This is a genomic window from Vibrio sp. 1F279 (assembly GCF_041439815.1).
In the GTDB taxonomy this organism is placed as follows: domain Bacteria; phylum Pseudomonadota; class Gammaproteobacteria; order Enterobacterales; family Vibrionaceae; genus Vibrio; species Vibrio tasmaniensis_A.
This window is the reverse complement of sequence record NZ_JBGOOU010000010.1, coordinates 39,433-55,258: the sequence shown is the minus strand read 5'-3', so window position 1 is coordinate 55,258 and position 15,826 is coordinate 39,433. Positions and strand designations below refer to the sequence as shown.

At 45.1% G+C, this 15,826-nt stretch carries 14 protein-coding genes; 10 read left to right on the top strand and 4 right to left on the bottom strand.

Annotated elements, in window-relative coordinates; genetic code table 11:
- Positions 1 to 14: 14 nt before the first annotated feature.
- The 4 genes from argC (at position 15) to argH (ending at position 5,367) form a co-directional block, all read left to right on the top strand.
- A complete protein-coding gene (argC, locus tag ACED60_RS09795) occupies positions 15 to 1,019 on the top strand; it encodes an N-acetyl-gamma-glutamyl-phosphate reductase (RefSeq protein ID WP_102258061.1) in 1,005 nt (334 codons plus the stop codon).
- A gap of 12 nt (positions 1,020 to 1,031) precedes the next feature.
- Positions 1,032 to 1,820, top strand: coding sequence for an acetylglutamate kinase (argB, locus tag ACED60_RS09790; protein WP_269335894.1), 789 nt, complete (start codon positions 1,032 to 1,034; stop codon positions 1,818 to 1,820).
- A 113-nt stretch (positions 1,821 to 1,933) separates the two neighbouring features.
- A complete protein-coding gene (locus ACED60_RS09785; protein WP_009848894.1) occupies positions 1,934 to 3,145 on the top strand; it encodes an argininosuccinate synthase in 1,212 nt (403 codons plus the stop codon).
- A 347-nt stretch (positions 3,146 to 3,492) separates the two neighbouring features.
- On the top strand, positions 3,493 to 5,367 hold the full coding sequence (argH, locus tag ACED60_RS09780) for an argininosuccinate lyase (protein WP_009848895.1): 1,875 nt from the start codon (positions 3,493 to 3,495) through the stop codon (positions 5,365 to 5,367).
- 254 nt (positions 5,368 to 5,621) lie between these two features.
- Here the strand turns inward: argH and ACED60_RS09775 are convergent, their stop codons facing one another.
- Positions 5,622 to 5,870, bottom strand: coding sequence for a DUF3624 domain-containing protein (locus ACED60_RS09775; protein WP_029225380.1), 249 nt, complete (start codon positions 5,868 to 5,870; stop codon positions 5,622 to 5,624).
- Between the two features lie 87 nt (positions 5,871 to 5,957).
- Here ACED60_RS09775 and ACED60_RS09770 point away from each other — a divergent pair, with 87 nt between their 5' ends.
- Positions 5,958 to 6,305, top strand: coding sequence for a RidA family protein (locus ACED60_RS09770; RefSeq protein ID WP_004729674.1), 348 nt, complete (start codon positions 5,958 to 5,960; stop codon positions 6,303 to 6,305).
- 290 nt (positions 6,306 to 6,595) lie between these two features.
- Here the strand turns inward: ACED60_RS09770 and ACED60_RS09765 are convergent, their stop codons facing one another.
- Together ACED60_RS09765 and ACED60_RS09760 are read right to left on the bottom strand one after the other, a co-directional pair.
- A complete protein-coding gene (locus ACED60_RS09765; protein WP_371727419.1) occupies positions 6,596 to 8,062 on the bottom strand; it encodes a dihydrolipoyl dehydrogenase in 1,467 nt (488 codons plus the stop codon).
- A 305-nt stretch (positions 8,063 to 8,367) separates the two neighbouring features.
- Positions 8,368 to 9,096 (bottom strand): glutathione peroxidase, encoded by a 729-nt coding sequence (locus ACED60_RS09760; protein WP_010435300.1) that lies wholly within the window; start codon positions 9,094 to 9,096, stop codon positions 8,368 to 8,370.
- A 221-nt stretch (positions 9,097 to 9,317) separates the two neighbouring features.
- Here ACED60_RS09760 and oxyR point away from each other — a divergent pair, with 221 nt between their 5' ends.
- Positions 9,318 to 10,211: a DNA-binding transcriptional regulator OxyR gene (oxyR, locus tag ACED60_RS09755; RefSeq protein WP_102250575.1), complete on the top strand. Its 894-nt coding sequence runs from the start codon at positions 9,318 to 9,320 to the stop codon at positions 10,209 to 10,211.
- Positions 10,212 to 10,323: 112 nt separating this feature from the next.
- On the opposite strand, the gene ACED60_RS09750 is transcribed toward oxyR, so the two are convergent.
- Positions 10,324 to 12,882: a penicillin-binding protein 1A gene (locus ACED60_RS09750; RefSeq protein ID WP_198592283.1), complete on the bottom strand. Its 2,559-nt coding sequence runs from the start codon at positions 12,880 to 12,882 to the stop codon at positions 10,324 to 10,326.
- A gap of 151 nt (positions 12,883 to 13,033) precedes the next feature.
- Here ACED60_RS09750 and pilM point away from each other — a divergent pair, with 151 nt between their 5' ends.
- Genes pilM through ACED60_RS09730 form a run of 4 tightly spaced genes read left to right on the top strand, consistent with a single transcriptional unit; the run spans position 13,034 to position 15,784 of the window.
- Positions 13,034 to 14,059, top strand: coding sequence for a type IV pilus assembly protein PilM (gene pilM, locus ACED60_RS09745; protein ID WP_269335883.1), 1,026 nt, complete (start codon positions 13,034 to 13,036; stop codon positions 14,057 to 14,059).
- Complete coding sequence (locus tag ACED60_RS09740; protein WP_065679726.1) at positions 14,043 to 14,657, top strand: PilN domain-containing protein; 615 nt, start codon at positions 14,043 to 14,045, stop codon at positions 14,655 to 14,657. Before pilM ends, ACED60_RS09740 begins: the two co-directional genes overlap by 17 nt.
- A complete protein-coding gene (locus ACED60_RS09735) occupies positions 14,650 to 15,279 on the top strand; it encodes a type 4a pilus biogenesis protein PilO (RefSeq protein ID WP_371727418.1) in 630 nt (209 codons plus the stop codon). The genes ACED60_RS09740 and ACED60_RS09735 overlap by 8 nt, the downstream gene beginning before the upstream one ends.
- Entirely contained in the window at positions 15,266 to 15,784 is a 519-nt protein-coding gene (locus ACED60_RS09730; protein ID WP_371727435.1) for a pilus assembly protein PilP, read from the top strand. The genes ACED60_RS09735 and ACED60_RS09730 overlap by 14 nt, the downstream gene beginning before the upstream one ends.
- Positions 15,785 to 15,826: the final 42 nt, after the last annotated feature.

Below are 15,826 nucleotides of genomic sequence, written 5' to 3'. Positions count from 1 at the left end.
ATGGATGTGTTGAGATGTTGAAAACCACGATCATTGGTGCAAGCGGCTATACAGGAGCAGAACTGGCTCTAATGATAAACAGACACCCTGAGCTCACGCTATCAGGTTTATATGTCTCAGCCAATAGTGTAGATGCGGGCAAACCTATCGCTGCACTGCACGGTAAGTTAGCTGGCCTGATTGATATGCCAGTACAACCTTTAACAAATCCGGAAGAAGTGGCTAAACAGTCTGATGTGATTTTTCTAGCAACGGCACACGAAGTCAGTCACGACCTAGCGCCCATTTTTCTAGAGAACGATTGCCAAGTTTTCGACCTATCGGGTGCATTCAGAGTTAAAGGTGAAAACTTCTATCAAGAGTTTTACGGTTTTGAACATCAACACGAACAATGGCTAGACAAAGCGGCTTACGGTTTAGCGGAATGGAACGAACAAGAAATAAAAGAAGCTCAGCTTGTTGCGGTAGCGGGTTGTTACCCAACGGCATCACAACTGGCGATTAAGCCTTTGGTTGAAGCCAAGTTACTTGATGAGAACCAATGGCCAGTGATTAACGCAACCAGCGGTGTAACTGGTGCAGGCCGCAAGGCGACCATGGTTAACAGCTTCTGCGAAGTGAGCCTGCAAGCTTATGGCGTCTTCAATCACCGTCATCAACCTGAAATGGTCGCACATTTAGGATGTGATGTGATTTTCACCCCGCACCTCGGCAACTTTAAGCGTGGCATTTTAGCGACCATTACCATGAAACTGGCTGACGGTGTGACAGAACAACAGATACAAGATGCCTTCGAGCAAGCTTATCAAGGTAAGCCAGCCGTGAGATTGCTCGAAGAGACATTGCCAAGAATTCAAGATGTAGAACAGACACCTTTCTGCGATTTAGGCTGGAAGGTACAAGGTCAGCACATCATCGTTGTTTCGGCGATTGATAACTTATTAAAGGGTGCATCTAGCCAAGCGATGCAGTGTTTAAATTTACGTTATGGTTTTGCGCCATTAACTGCGTTAGTGTAAGGGAATCTAGATATGAGCCTTAATAATCAACCATTAATCATAAAGTTAGGTGGCGCTGCGCTATCTTGTGGTGAAACACTTAGCAAGTTATTTGGTGCGATTTCAGCTTACCAACAACAGGCACAGCGACCAATCGTGATTGTTCACGGCGGTGGTTACCTTGTTGATGATTTGATGAATAAGTTGAACCTCGAAACCGTTAAGAAAGAGGGGCTTCGTGTTACTCCTTATGATCAGATCCCTGTTATCGCTGGCGCGCTAGCGGGCACGGCCAACAAACTACTTCAAGGTCAGGCAATTAAAGACGGTATCAATGCCGTTGGTTTGAGCCTTGCAGATGGTGGTTTATGCAAAGTCAGCGAACTGAACCCTGAACTGGGCGCGGTAGGAAAAGCGGAGCCGGGCGACTCAACCGTTCTGCAAGCGATTCTTAATGCGGGCGCACTGCCAATCATTAGCTCAATTGGTCTGACTGAGCAAGGCCAACTGATGAACGTCAATGCCGACCAAGCTGCGGTTGCCGTTGCAGGCGCGCTTGATGCTGAACTGGTACTGCTTTCTGATGTAAGTGGTGTGTTGGATGGTAAAGGCCACCTGATTCCAAGCCTTAATCAGCAACAAGCCGATGACCTTATTAAAGGTAAAGTGATTACCGACGGCATGATCGTGAAAGTACAAGCTGCATTAGAAGCGGCTAATGACCTTGGACGACCAATCGAAGTTGCCACTTGGCGATACCCAGAAAAACTGACACAACTTTTTGCAGGTAAAAGCATAGGAACGCAGTTTTTACCTCAGTAGACCTCACAACGAGTCACGACTTAAAGAATTTAGACAAATAAATTTAACACATAATAATGAAGTCATTTCCAACGCTGACCGCCATGTGCAGTATGGAAACTAGGAGAAAGAAAATGAGCAAAGTTAACGTAAAGAAAGTTGTAGTAGCCTACTCTGGCGGTCTAGACACATCAGTAATCATTCCATGGTTGAAAGAGAACTATGATTGCGAAGTTATCGCATTTGTTGCAGATGTAGGCCAAGGCGATGAAGAGCTGATTGGTATCGAAGAGAAAGCAAAAGCTTCTGGTGCATCTGAGTGCTACATCGCAGACCTTAAAGAAGAGATGGTGGCTGACTACATCTACCCAACACTAAAAACGGGTGCTTACTACGAAGGCAAATACTTGTTAGGTACTTCAATGGCTCGTCCAATCATTGCGAAAGCTCAGGTTGAAGTTGCACGTAAAGTAGGTGCAGATGCATTGTGTCACGGCTGTACAGGTAAGGGTAATGACCAAGTTCGTTTTGAAGGTGCATTTGCTGCACTAGCACCAGACCTACACGTAATTGCACCTTGGCGGGAATGGGATCTAGTGAGCCGTGAAGAGTGTCTAGACTACCTAGCTGAGCGTAACATCCCTTGTACCGCTTCTCTTACTAAGATTTACTCGCGTGATGCAAACGCATGGCACATCTCTACAGAAGGTGGCGTTCTAGAAAATACATGGAACGCACCGGATGAAGATTGCTGGGCTTGGACTGTAGACCCAGAGCAAGCGCCAAACGAATCTGAAACTGTGACGCTTAAAGTTGAAAAAGGTGAAGTAGTAGCGGTTGATGGCGAAACAATGACGCCATACAACGCACTGGTTTACCTAAATGAGAAGGGTGCGAAGCACGGTGTTGGTCGTATCGATATCGTAGAAAACCGTCTTGTTGGCATGAAGTCTCGTGGTTGTTACGAAACTCCAGGTGGCACAATCATGATGGAAGCACTGCGTGCAGTAGAGCAACTGGTTCTTGATAAAGCGGCATTCGAATTCCGTGAAGAGCTAGGTGTTAAAGCTTCTCACCTTGTATACGATGGCCGTTGGTTCACTCCGCTATGTAAGTCAATTCTTGCAGCAACAGATGAGCTAGCACAAGACGTGAATGGTGAAGTGGTTATCAAACTTTACAAAGGCCATGCAACTGTGACTCAGAAGCGTTCTGACAACAGCTTGTACTCAGAAGAGTTTGCAACCTTTGGTGAAGATGAAGTTTACGACCAAAGCCACGCTGAAGGCTTTATCCGTCTTTACTCGCTATCAAGCCGTATCCGTGCTCTGAATAGCCAAAAGTAATCCGAACAATGAGTTAGTGAGCTAGCCTTTTACGAATAACGGAAGGCTAGCAAATAGACATTATTACGCAAAGCCCATCCACTATTGATTAGTGAATGGGCTTTTTTCTATCTATTAGTCTAATAAATCAGCTTCGGTTTTTATCATTGAATGGCATATAATTCGCGAATCACGCTGAAAATAAATAGTGGATTAAATCATTGGTGAATAAATATGTTAAAATAATGAATTAATACTTTATTTTCATTTTGAATTGCCGTAAGTTTAAACCATCAGAAAAATGCTGAATTTTAATCAGAATTATCATTTGCAAAAACAGTGAGCACTGTGCAATTAGGAGATACACAATGGCATTATGGGGCGGTAGATTTACCCAAGCAGCAGACACCCGGTTTAAAGATTTTAACGATTCTCTTCGTTTTGATTACCGATTGGCTGAGCAAGACATTGTGGGCTCAATTGCCTGGTCTAAAGCTCTACTGTCGGTCAACGTATTAACCGAAGAAGAGCAACAGAAGCTTGAGTTAGCGTTGAATGAGCTAAAACTTGAGGTGATGGAAGATCCTGAACAGATTCTACGTTCTGATGCAGAAGATATTCACAGCTGGGTCGAGCAACAACTTATCGGCAAAGTCGGTGACTTGGGCAAAAAACTTCACACTGGCCGTTCTCGTAATGACCAAGTGGCGACAGACCTTAAACTATGGTGTCGTCAGCAAGGTAACCAACTGCTACTTGCATTGGATCGCCTACAAAGCCAAATGGTGAACGTCGCTTCTCAGCATCAAGAAACCGTACTTCCTGGCTACACTCACTTACAACGTGCTCAGCCGGTAACTTTTGCTCACTGGTGCTTGGCTTACGTTGAAATGCTTGAGCGTGATTATTCTCGTTTGAATGATGCGATTAAGCGTCTAGATACATGTCCGCTGGGTTCTGGTGCCCTTGCTGGAACTGCTTACCCGATGGACCGTGAAGAGTTAGCTCACAACTTAGGTTTCCATCGTGCAACGCGTAACTCTCTAGATTCAGTATCTGACCGTGATCATGTGATGGAGCTGATGTCGATTGCATCTATTTCTATGCTTCACCTTTCGCGTCTTGCAGAAGATATGATTTTCTACAACTCGGGTGAATCGAACTTCATCGAGTTAGCAGATACCGTGACATCAGGTTCATCTCTGATGCCACAAAAGAAAAACCCAGATGCGCTAGAGCTAATCCGTGGCAAAACTGGCCGTGTGTACGGTTCATTAGCTGCAATGATGATGACTGTAAAAGCTCTGCCTTTGGCGTACAACAAAGACATGCAAGAAGATAAAGAAGGTCTGTTCGACGCTTTAGATACTTGGAATGATTGTATGGAAATGGCTGCTCTTTGTTTTGATGGCATTAAAGTGAACGGCGAACGTACACTTGAAGCAGCGAAGCAAGGTTATGCGAACTCAACAGAATTGGCTGATTACTTAGTAGCGAAAGGCATTCCTTTCCGTGAAGCTCACCATATTGTTGGTGTAACAGTCGTCGCAGCGATTGCTAAAGGCTGTGCATTAGAAGAGTTAACCATCGCAGAGATGAAAGAGTTCTCTGAGGTGATTGAAGAGGATGTGTATGACATCCTGACCATTGAGTCGTGTCTTGAAAAACGTAGTGCGCTAGGCGGTGTATCACCACAACAAGTGGCTTACGCGGTTGACCAAGCAGAGAAGCGTTTATCACAGCGTGATACTTCTATCGTTAAGGTTCGTTCTGCTCGTCTGACCGATATTGAAGCGTTGGAAGGCATGGTGGCCTACTGGGCGAATATGGGTGAAAACTTGCCTCGTTCTCGTAATGAACTGGTGCGTGATATTGGTTCGTTTGCCGTCGCAGAGCATCATGGTGAGGTGACAGGTTGTGCATCACTCTATGTGTATGACTCTGGTTTAGCGGAAATTCGTTCGTTAGGTGTTGAAGCTGGTTGGCAAGGCCAAGGGCAGGGCACCGCTATTGTGCAGCACTTGGTTGATAAAGCGCGACAAATGGCCATTAAGAAGGTGTTTGTGCTGACTCGTACCCCAGAGTTCTTTATGAAGCATGACTTTTTACCAACATCGAAATCTTTGCTACCTGAGAAGGTACTGAAAGATTGTGATCAGTGTCCTCGCCAACATGCATGTGATGAAGTGGCGTTGGAAGTGAACTTGGTTGAACAGATTATCGCAAAGGTGAATGTTGCATAAGGCATTGATTTTATGGCACCTAAAAAAAAGATCAAAAATCTGATCTTTTTTGGGAACAAACTAAGAAAAGTCCGGTCTATTAAAGTACCACTGCTTTTTCTTAGAATTTTCTAAGAAAGCCCTAGAATCGATTGGTTCTGGGGCTTTTTTCTATCTGCTGTTTGGGAAGTGAAGATAGGTCGTTAAATCGAAGCACTATCGGGTCATTGAATCGAACATCTAGCCATTATCGTTTATCTAATAAAGTCTCTCTGCTAACGCTTTTTGTTCCTTAAAGGCAGCACGACAAATTTCATTATCCAATGCAACGACAGCAAGCCGCTGAATACGAAAGCGGCCATCATCAAAGCGATGGCATTGATGGTTTTTGGGTCTTCTTTGAAAAACAACCACCATGCTCCCCAACTTAAAATCGACAACACCATCAGCTGATTCATGCAGCGCTGGCAGCGGCCGAGTTTGTTACGGATTTTTTCACTTTTATTGCAATGAATGCATGTCATCTTGGGTTTGATTCGCGTTATGCTTGTTGCCTTGATAATAACACGTCACAAGATATTGGATCACGGTGACACAGAGAGAGAAAGTCGATGATTGAGCGTCAAGAAACCAAACAACGCATGAGCCGTATTGTGAAACACAACGGCACTATCTACCTATGTGGCCAAGTGTGTGCTGATGCAACCAAAGACATCACTGAGCAAACACAAACGATGCTGGATAAAGTGGAAGCCCTACTTGAGCAAGCGGGCAGCGATAAAGAGCACATGCTGTCAGCAACGATTTACTTGAAAGACATGAAAGACTTCCAAGAAATGAACGCAGTATGGGATGCATGGGTTCCTGAAGGTCACGCTCCAGCTCGCGCATGTGTGACGGGCGATATGGCTCGTGAAGCGCTACTTGTTGAGATCTCTGTGATTGCTGCTGAGAAGTAATTGCTTAAAGCTTTTAGTGACGCAATGGCTTCAAGAGATTCCAGATACCTCGTCCCTCTGTTCTGGAATGACGAGTTAAAGCTTGGATTAGTTTATGCGTTGTTCTTATTGGGCTTCGGATTTGCTCAGTATTAAAAGCAGCGTCATTCCCGGTAGCGACGAAGGAGCGTGGTCGGGAATCTGTTATTTGCTCGTTGCCAAAAACAAAAAGGAAAGCCAATGGCTTTCCTTTTTAGTATCTAGTCTTTGTTGACAAATTAAGCTGCTAACTGCCTAGCAATATTCTGCGATTAACAACCAGGGCCACAATCTAGACAGTGTTTCACCATCTCTGGACCTAGGTGCAGTTTCGCATTGAGGTCACGTAGCGCTGTTCGTACACCTTCTTCAATTACTGGGTGGTAGAACGGCATGTCTAGCATTTCAGAAACCGTCATCTTGTTCTGGTGTGCCCAAGCTAATAGGTGAGCTAAGTGTTCTGCGTTTGGTCCCATCATTTCAGCACCAAGGAAGCGGCCTGTACCTTGCTCGCCGTATACGTGCAGAATACCTTTGTTGCGCAGCATGACTCGTGAACGACCTTGGTTCTCGAAAGACACTTCACCTGTTGCGAAACAACCACATGTGCCTAAGCGTGTGGTGATCTCTTTGTAAGTTTCACCAACCATAGCGATTTGTGGATCAGAGAATACCGCAGAGATTTTAGAGCGGCGTAGGCCTGCACGAATCTCAGGGAAGCGACCTGCATTATCACCGGCAATACGTGCTTGGTCTGCTGCTTCATGCAGTAGAGGCAATTGGTTGCTTGCATCCCCCGCAATAAATACTGATGGTAGCGATGTTTGTAGCGTGTAGTAGTCTGCAACTGGCACACCACGTTCATCAAGTTCTAGAGAGGTATTCTCTAGGCCAAGCTTGTCTGTATTTGGACGACGACCTGTAGCTGCCAGTACGTATTCAACGACGTTAGTTTCTAATTCACCTTGTTTATTGATGAACTGGATTTCGACGCGAGCTTCGCCTGATTCCGTCGTAATACGCTTCATGCTTTCGATTTTTACATCAGCATCTAGGTAGAACTCTTCATTGAAGGCTTTGTCTGCGTAAGCCATGATCTCTGGGTCGGTTACTGGGCCAACTTGACCACCTAAACCGAACAGTTTTGTTTTCACACCCAAGCGGTGTAGTGATTGACCAAGCTCTAGGCCAATGACGCCCGGGCCAAATACCGCCACTGATTCTGGTAAATCATCCCAGCTGAATACGTCATCATTAATGATTAGACGGTCGCCAAGTTCATTCCAAGCTGCAGGGTATGCAGGGCGAGAACCTGTTGCGATAACAATACGCTTAGCCGTCACAACTGTGTGGTCATCGATTTGTAGCGTGTTGTCATCTAAGAACTTTGCGTAGCCAGAGATCTTGTCTTGCTCTGGGATTTCATCAACACCTTCTAAAACAAAACCAACAAAACGGTCACGTTCAAACTTCACTCGGTCCATTACTTCACGGCCGTTAATCACGATATCACCTTGTGGGTGAACGCCAAAATCCGGAGCTTTCTCAATTTGGTGTACACTTTCAGCCGCTGCAATAAGCAGTTTAGATGGCATACAACCAACACGAGCACAGGTTGTACCGTAAGGGCCGCCTTCAATCATCACAACACTGTCAGTGTGTGCTTTTGCAGCGCGGTAAGAACCTAAACCTGCCGTACCGCCCCCGATAACTGCTACATCTACATTGACTTGTTTCATAATAATTTTCTCGCAATAGCTAAATTTAGTTTGAACGAACCCCTCCAACTCTGGTGATTTTCTAAGAGTCAGGATTGCGGGTCAGTTTTGTGATTCTGTTTTATTAGGTTTAGCTCGTCGCTCTGCCTTTATTGCTAACTGCTTCTTGTTACTAACTATAGGTTAGTTAAAGACGGACGAGTCACAAGCTATATTCTTTTCCAAAGCTCAGATAAGAGTATTTGGAATAGCTAACCCACAAGAGGGTGGGTTAGCTGATATTGCTTAGTTAACTTAACGATTAAGCTTATATCGATGGTAAGTCATTAACCTAGGAAAGCTTCAAGTTCTTCGCTACCACCGATGTGTTTGCCACCGATGAATACTTGAGGAACCGTTGTACGACCAGAGATTGCACGTAGGCTTACTGTTGTCGCGTCTTTACCTAGTACTACTTCTTCGTAGTTCAAACCTTTGTCGATTAGGTTCTGCTTCGCTTTCATACAGAAAGGACAGCCTGGCTTAGTGAATACTGTGATTGACTCTTGCTCTTTGTGCTCAGGAGCAATGTAGTTAAGCATAGTATCTGCATCAGAAACCTTGAACGGGTCGCCTGGTACGTCTTCTTCGATGAACATTTTTTCTACCACGCCGTTTTTAACCAGCATGCTGTAGCGCCATGAACGTTTGCCGAAGCCGATGTCGTTTTTCTCAACTAGCATACCCATACCGTCTGTGAAATCACCGTTACCATCTGGGATGAATGTGATTTTTTCAGCTTCTTGGTCTGCTTTCCAAGCGTTCATTACGAATGTGTCGTTTACTGAAACACATAGAATGTCATCAACACCGTTTTCTTTGAATACAGAATGTAGCTCGTTGTAACGAGGCAGGTGGCTTGAAGAACATGTCGGTGTAAACGCACCTGGTAAGCTGAATACGATAACTGTCTTGTCTTTGAATAGCTCTTCCGTCGTTACGTTAACCCATGCATCGCCCTGGCGAGTTGGGAATGTTACTTGAGGGATTGATTGACCTTCTTTAGATGCAAACATATTGATTTCCTTAAATAGTATTTTGAATTTTGTTCTATCAGAGCTTAACGTTTTTCTTTGCTCTGTTTCGTTTCGTTGAGCCCATTATTAGACAAATCCTTTGATAGCTCTAATCGTTTGATGTTATGGTTTTGATAGGTAAATTCTATCAAGAGCATTTTTCTTTTAAATGTTTCTATGAAACCCCTTGTTCTTATTAAACCAGAGGTAAGAGACTGATCATGAACATTCGTGACTTTGAATACTTGGTGGCGCTCGCAGAGCACAAACACTTCCGAAAAGCGGCAGAAGCGTGCTTTGTCAGTCAGCCGACACTAAGCGGTCAAATACGCAAACTAGAAGATGAAATTGGACTTCAGTTAACCGAGCGTAGTCCAAGGAAGGTCATATTTACAGAATCAGGGTTACAACTTGTTGAACAAGCCAAGCGTATTCTCAATGAAGTAAAGACTTTTAAGGATATGGCTAGTGGACACGGTGAAGCGATGACGGGGCCGATGCACATTGGTTTTATTCCGACCGTTGGCCCTTATATTTTACCTAAGATCATCCCTCATCTTAAAGATAGCTTTCCCGATCTTGAGCTTTACCTGCATGAAGCGCAGACCCATCAGCTAGTGAGTCAACTTGAAGATGGCAAGCTTGATTGCTTGGTATTGGCTGCAGTTGATGAAACGGCGGCGTTCAAAGAGATTGATGTGTATAACGAACCGTTAAGCGTCGCAGTGCCATGTGATCATGAGTGGGCTAAGCAAGACACGGTCGATATGTTGCAGTTAAATGGACAAACCGTACTTGCACTGGGCGATGGTCACTGCTTACGAGACCAAGCCTTAGGCTTCTGTTTTGCTGCGGGTGCAAAAGACGATGAGCGCTTTAAAGCGACCAGCTTAGAAACGCTGCGTAACATGGTAGCAGCAGGGGCGGGCATTACCTTGTTACCTCAGTTATCGGTTCCAAAGGAAAAACAGAAAGATGGTGTGTGTTACGTTCCAGCGGTGAATCCAACACCTTCACGTCGCATTGTTGTTGCCTACCGACCGGGCTCTCCGCTAAAGGGGCGTTTTGAGCAACTGGCTGAGGCTATCCGAATTCAATTAGATAAAGCTGTTTAGTCATTTAATTTAAATCGTAGATAGATCAGGTTAGAGACATAAAAAAAGGGTTGATATGAATTCATATCAACCCTTTTTGTTGGTTCATGTTACTTGGTTCAACAAACCCTAATTAGAACAGCTCTTCTACTGCTTCACCTGATGACGTTGAGTAGATGTCATCATTGAAACGTTCAGTAATGTACTCGGTTGGCTCAGTGCCTTTCTCGAAATACTCGAACATTGATGAGCTATCGAACTTGTTGGTCAGTAAGCCAGTTTCACGGTCGATACGAACGCGAACGATATTTTCTGGAAGCTCTTTACGTTGTGCAGGAACACCCGCTAACGCTGTGCCCATGAAATCAACCCATGCCGGCTCTGCTGTTTTAGCGCCCGCTTCTGCACCTGTAATTTGATTCTTACCAAGGTTAGAGTTCGCTTTGGTTCGACCTAGGTTACGGTTGTGGTTGTCAAAGCCAACCCATACCGTTGCAACCATGCCTGGGCCGTAACCGCTGTACCAAGTATCTTTCGAATCGTTGGTGGTACCGGTTTTTCCGCCAATATCGCGACGCTTCAGCGGTTGAGCACGCCAACCTGTACCATTCCAGCCTGTGCCTGCACTCCAGTCACCGCCGCCCCAGATATTGCTGTACATCATTTCACGAACAAGGAACGCGTTCTGCTCAGTGATCACTTGAGGTGCGTACTGTACTTGGGCATCCACATCTTGCTCTGCAAACTCATCAGCCATTGAATCTGAGGTCATAGGCTGTTGGCAATCGTCTTTACACACAACTTTCGGTGTCGCTTGGAATTCAGTCTCACCAAATGGTGTTTCAATGCGGCTGATGTAGAAAGGTTCAACGTAGTAGCCGCCATTCGCAAATACTGAGTAACCTTGAGCTACCTTCATTGGCGTTAAGCTACCCGCACCCAGAGCAATGGTTTCAGAGCGCGGTACTTCGTCAATATCAAAACCAAATCGAGTTAGGTAGTTACGAGTATCATCCAAGCCCACTTCGCGCAGTACACGTACCGCCATTACGTTTTTAGATTGAGCTAAGCCAATACGTAAACGAGTTGGACCCACATAGGTCGGTGGTGAATTCTTTGGTCGCCATGCCGTACCTTGGCTCTTATCCCATTGATTAATAGGCGCATCGTTGATCAGTGAGGCTAGTGTTAAACCTTTTTCAATCGCCGCTGAGTAGATAAATGGCTTGATACCAGAACCCACCTGACGAATAGATTGGGTCGCACGGTTGAATTTGTTGTGTACAAAGTTAAAGCCACCCACCATCGACAATACTGCGCCGTTGTTAGGGTTCATGGCAACAAACGCGGTGTTTGCATTTGGCACTTGGCTTAGTCGCCATACAACCGGTGTTTCAGGTTCAGTTGTTGTTTCTTCGGTAGGCTCTTCAGATACTTCATCGCCTGTTACTGCTTCATGTCGAACCCAAACTTGCTCACCAACAGCCAAAATCTCCTTCGCTTGAGAAGGCGCTGGTCCTTGGCGGTTGTCCGTTAGGAATTTACGTGCCCAGTTCATGCCTTGCCACTCGATAGTGCCTTCGCCTTGGTTCTTAACCCAAACTTGAGCACTTTTCGAATCAACAGCAGTTACAACTGCTGGTACTAAGTCACCATAGGTTGGTTGAGACTTAAGGTGCTTAACGATTTGTTCTTGATCCCAAGTTGATTGCGCCGTTTGCCATAATACTTTTTCAGCACCACGGTAACCGTGACGCTCATCGTAGCCGAGCAGGTTCTTAATCGCGGCTTGGTTCGCTGCTTTTTGCAGTTTTGAATCAACGGTCGTGTAAACCTTCATGCCTGATGTGTAAGCGGCTTCACCATAGCGTTCAACCATCCAAGCTCGTGCAACTTCTGCTACATATGGTGCGCTCAGTTCAATCTCGGCACCGTGATATTTCGAGATAAGTTCTTCACTGCGAGCTTCATCGTACTCCGATTGAGTGATGTATTTTTCGTCTAGCATACGACGTAATACCACGTTACGACGGTTGGTCGCACGCTCAACAGAATAAATAGGGTTCATAGTTGAAGGTGCTTTTGGCATGCCCGCAAGCGTAGCCAATTCACTTAAGGTGAGCTCAGGAAGATCCTTACCAAAATAAACACGCGCTGCTGCGCCGAAACCATATGAACGGTGACCAAGGAAGATCTTGTTTACGTAAAGCTCCATGATTTCTTCTTTACTCAGAAGTTGCTCTATGTGGATCGCAATGAAGATCTCTTTGATTTTACGCATGATCTTTTTCTCATTAGATAAGAAGAAGTTACGCGCAAGCTGCTGAGTAATGGTACTTGCCCCTTGTTTGGCTGAACCGGACATAGCAACCACGAGTGCTGCTCGAGTGATACCGATTGGGTCAATACCTGGGTGCTCGTAGAAGCGGCTATCTTCGGTAGCAATCAAAGCTTCAACTAGGTGGCGAGGAATCTCGTCATAAGTCACGGGATTACGACGCTTTTCACCAAATTGAGAGATCAATTTACCGTCTTGACTGAAGACTTGCATTGGCGTTTGGAGTTCTACGTCACGCAAAGTGGCAACATCAGGCAACTCTGGTTTTACGTAATAGTAAAACCCGAAAATTGTACTGACTCCAAGAATCATGCAAATCAATGTAAATATGAATAATCGCTTTATGAACTTCACCGGATAATCCCTGATTAGTTAAGGCTGATAAGCAGCAAACCCTTGTACTCTAGGTTAAAAACTTAGCTTTCGTTTATTAACGCTTATTTAACTAATAATCACAACCCCTAGATAATCAACGAAATGCTTGGCACTTCAGGAGCTAGGTCACATGGGTTCATCATTAATTACAGGTATAGATATAAATCATCACAGCATCAAAGCCGTGGTACTAAAACCCGTGGGGGAGTTGTATGCCCTAGTGGGATACAAAGAGCTGCCGATTTCGGACGACATTTTTACAGCTAACCATACTTTGGAGTATCAGAAAACTGTTAAGAAACTTAAAGAACTTAGGAAAGGACTGCCTTTTGGCTGTCGCAACGTCGCCATTTCGGTACCCGATAACACGGTGATCAGCAAAGTACTGCAAATAGAGAGTGACTTAGAAGACAGAGAAAAGGAGTTTTCTATCTATCAAACCTTTGCTCATCAATCTCCCTTTCCTATCGAGGAGCTGAGTTTAGATTTTGTAAAGCTGGAAGACAAACGATTTGGTAAAGGATCGACAAGTAGCTATCAGATATATGCGACTCGTAAGGAAGTTGTAGACAGTCGAGCAGATGCTTTAAATAAAGCTGGGTTTAAACCTGTTGTCATCGACACCCAAGCACATGGTCTGCTCAATATTTGGCAGTTGGCTTCACGCCTTTATCCTGAAAAAAGTAACTGGTTGCTGGTGGACGTGGGACTTGACCAAACGTCGTTAGGCATTATCCCGCAGGATTCAGCACCTTTCTATAAAGACATCGCCTTTGGTACTCAAGATCTTCGTGGCACTGACAGTCCGAGTTATACAGAAGGTGTGTTCGGCAACGCAGAGGAGACACATCGGTTTATTGTCAATTTGGTTGAAAAGCTTAAGCGACAGTTGCAACTCTATTCCTCAGTGAATGCACTTGAGCCGATATCCGGGATCTGGCTGATGGGCGAAGGAGCCTGTATTCCGATGGTGGCTGAAGATCTAGAGCGCCATTTTCAGATGAGTTGTGAATCGCTCAATCCTTTATCGTTATTTGAGAACAAGGTGGCGAAGCGGCACCAACTGCCGATGAACTGGCAACATTTCGGCATTGCCGCGGGTATGGCGATGAGTGGACTCAAGTGGCAAGGAGAGAAGCATGTTGCATCAAATTAACCTGCTGCCGTGGCGTGATGAGATTCGCGCTCAGCACAAGAAGCGTTTTATTCACCTAGTCATTCTTGGCGTCATCATTGCACTTACAGGGCAATGGGCGGTTGGTCACTATTTTCAAGATCAACAAGCCAAACAGCAAGCTCGCCTCAATTATCTTAATCAATACATTGCCGAGCTCGACCGACAAATTCAATCGTTAAAAGTTGCAGAACAAGAACACAAAGCCATTCTGACTCGACTTGATGTCGTGGAGTCGTTACAGCTTGGCCGTAATAAGACCACCGACTTTATGAATCTAATGCCGGAGCTGATTCCTGAAGGGGTGTATGTCGACAAGATAAAGATGAATGGTCAGGAGATTGAGATGGCCGGTATCAGCGACAGTACGGCTCGCCTCGCCACAATGTTGGACAATCTAGAGCGTTCTGATTCTCTTAAAGGGGTCGAGATGCACTCTATTATCCATAACCGAAAACGCTTCAATAAAGAGTTTCAGACCTTCAAGGTCTCTTTTGTGTTTAGCCCTGTTTCTTTAGAAAACACAACCGCAGAGAGCGCAACCGCGAGCAGAAAAGAGAAGGGGGCAAATCATGGCTAACCTTCAAAGTAGGATTAGCTGGCAAAATAGTGTGAGCTTGCAAGATCTCGATGCTGATGAGATCACCGAATGGCCGTTGTTGTCCCAACTGCTCGTTATTCTGTTGCTGATGATATTAATCCAAGGTGTCGGGACTTGGCTGTATTTGCTGCCTTTAGACGATGAACTGCAGCAGATGAAGCAGCAAGAGCAGACTTTGAAAGCAACGTTAAGGATAAAAGCGAACAAGGTTGCGGCTTTGCCTAAGCTTCAGAGTCAGTTGGATGAGCTAACCAGTCGCTACGACTATCTGTTAGAACAGTTGCCAGTTCAAAAGGAGCTAGCCAGTATGTTGGCCTCAGTGAATGAACTTGGTTTGGATAATGCGCTGACCTTTACGCGCATTGATTGGGGGCAAAAGCAGAACAAGGAATTCCTCTATCGGTTACCCCTCAATATTGAGCTAACCGGTGATTACCACGAGATTGGCGATTTCTCCGCGGCCATCGCGAAACTGCCGCGCATTATTAGCTTTGATGATGTGAATTGGCAGCGAGTCAGTCAAGAAAGCAGCACGCTACATTTCAGGGTTCGAGCTTACACCTATCAGTTTAAATCGGAGGTGAATGATGAAATTCAGTAGCGTCCTTTTGTCCCTATTGTTACTGCTTGTGCTTTCAGGCTGTAAAGCCAATCAGGATTCGTTAGAAGATTTTGTGAGGCAAGTTGAAGCTAAGGCGAGAAAAGAGGTAGAAAAACTTGTCCCAGAAACGGAGTTCTTGGCCGCAACTTATCAACGCCACGCCTTTCGCCCTCCCTTTGAACTTCCTAAAGAAGCCATCGTACAAAACCAACCCTTGGTGAAGAAAGACTGTTGGCAACCAAGCGCACGCTCTCGCAATGGCAAGCTAGAAAAATACCCGCTGAGTAAGCTGCGTTTAAGAGGCGTAATGGGCAGTGGAACAAGCGTTTCAGGGTTAGTACAAACCCCGAAAGGGAACGTGGTCAATGTGAAAAAAGGTCAGTTTATTGGCTTAAACAATGGTCGAGTTACTAAGGTGACGAGCCAGTACGTACAGATTAATGAAACCCTTCCAGATGGTTTAGGTTGTTGGCATAAGCGCAACGTTAAGCTCGCTCTGAAGTAAACCAATGTCACATGATGTGGATATGAGATGTAAATATGATTA

Bases quoted from the DNA above. Each gene is read 5' to 3' on its own strand.
- argB (WP_269335894.1), top strand. From the start codon at position 1,032: ATGAGCCTTAATAATCAACCATTAATCATAAAGTTAGGTGGCGCTGCG.
- ACED60_RS09765 (WP_371727419.1), bottom strand. From the start codon at position 8,062: ATGAAACAAGTCAATGTAGATGTAGCAGTTATCGGGGGCGGTACGGCA.
- argH (WP_009848895.1), top strand. From the start codon at position 3,493: ATGGCATTATGGGGCGGTAGATTTACCCAAGCAGCAGACACCCGGTTT.
- ACED60_RS09760 (WP_010435300.1), bottom strand. From the start codon at position 9,096: ATGTTTGCATCTAAAGAAGGTCAATCAATCCCTCAAGTAACATTCCCA.
- argC (WP_102258061.1), top strand. From the start codon at position 15: ATGTTGAAAACCACGATCATTGGTGCAAGCGGCTATACAGGAGCAGAA.
- ACED60_RS09730 (WP_371727435.1), top strand. From the start codon at position 15,266: ATGAAATTCAGTAGCGTCCTTTTGTCCCTATTGTTACTGCTTGTGCTT.
- ACED60_RS09770 (WP_004729674.1), top strand. From the start codon at position 5,958: ATGATTGAGCGTCAAGAAACCAAACAACGCATGAGCCGTATTGTGAAA.
- pilM (WP_269335883.1), top strand. From the start codon at position 13,034: ATGGGTTCATCATTAATTACAGGTATAGATATAAATCATCACAGCATC.
- ACED60_RS09785 (WP_009848894.1), top strand. From the start codon at position 1,934: ATGAGCAAAGTTAACGTAAAGAAAGTTGTAGTAGCCTACTCTGGCGGT.
- ACED60_RS09740 (WP_065679726.1), top strand. From the start codon at position 14,043: ATGTTGCATCAAATTAACCTGCTGCCGTGGCGTGATGAGATTCGCGCT.
- ACED60_RS09735 (WP_371727418.1), top strand. From the start codon at position 14,650: ATGGCTAACCTTCAAAGTAGGATTAGCTGGCAAAATAGTGTGAGCTTG.
- oxyR (WP_102250575.1), top strand. From the start codon at position 9,318: ATGAACATTCGTGACTTTGAATACTTGGTGGCGCTCGCAGAGCACAAA.
- ACED60_RS09775 (WP_029225380.1), bottom strand. From the start codon at position 5,870: ATGACATGCATTCATTGCAATAAAAGTGAAAAAATCCGTAACAAACTC.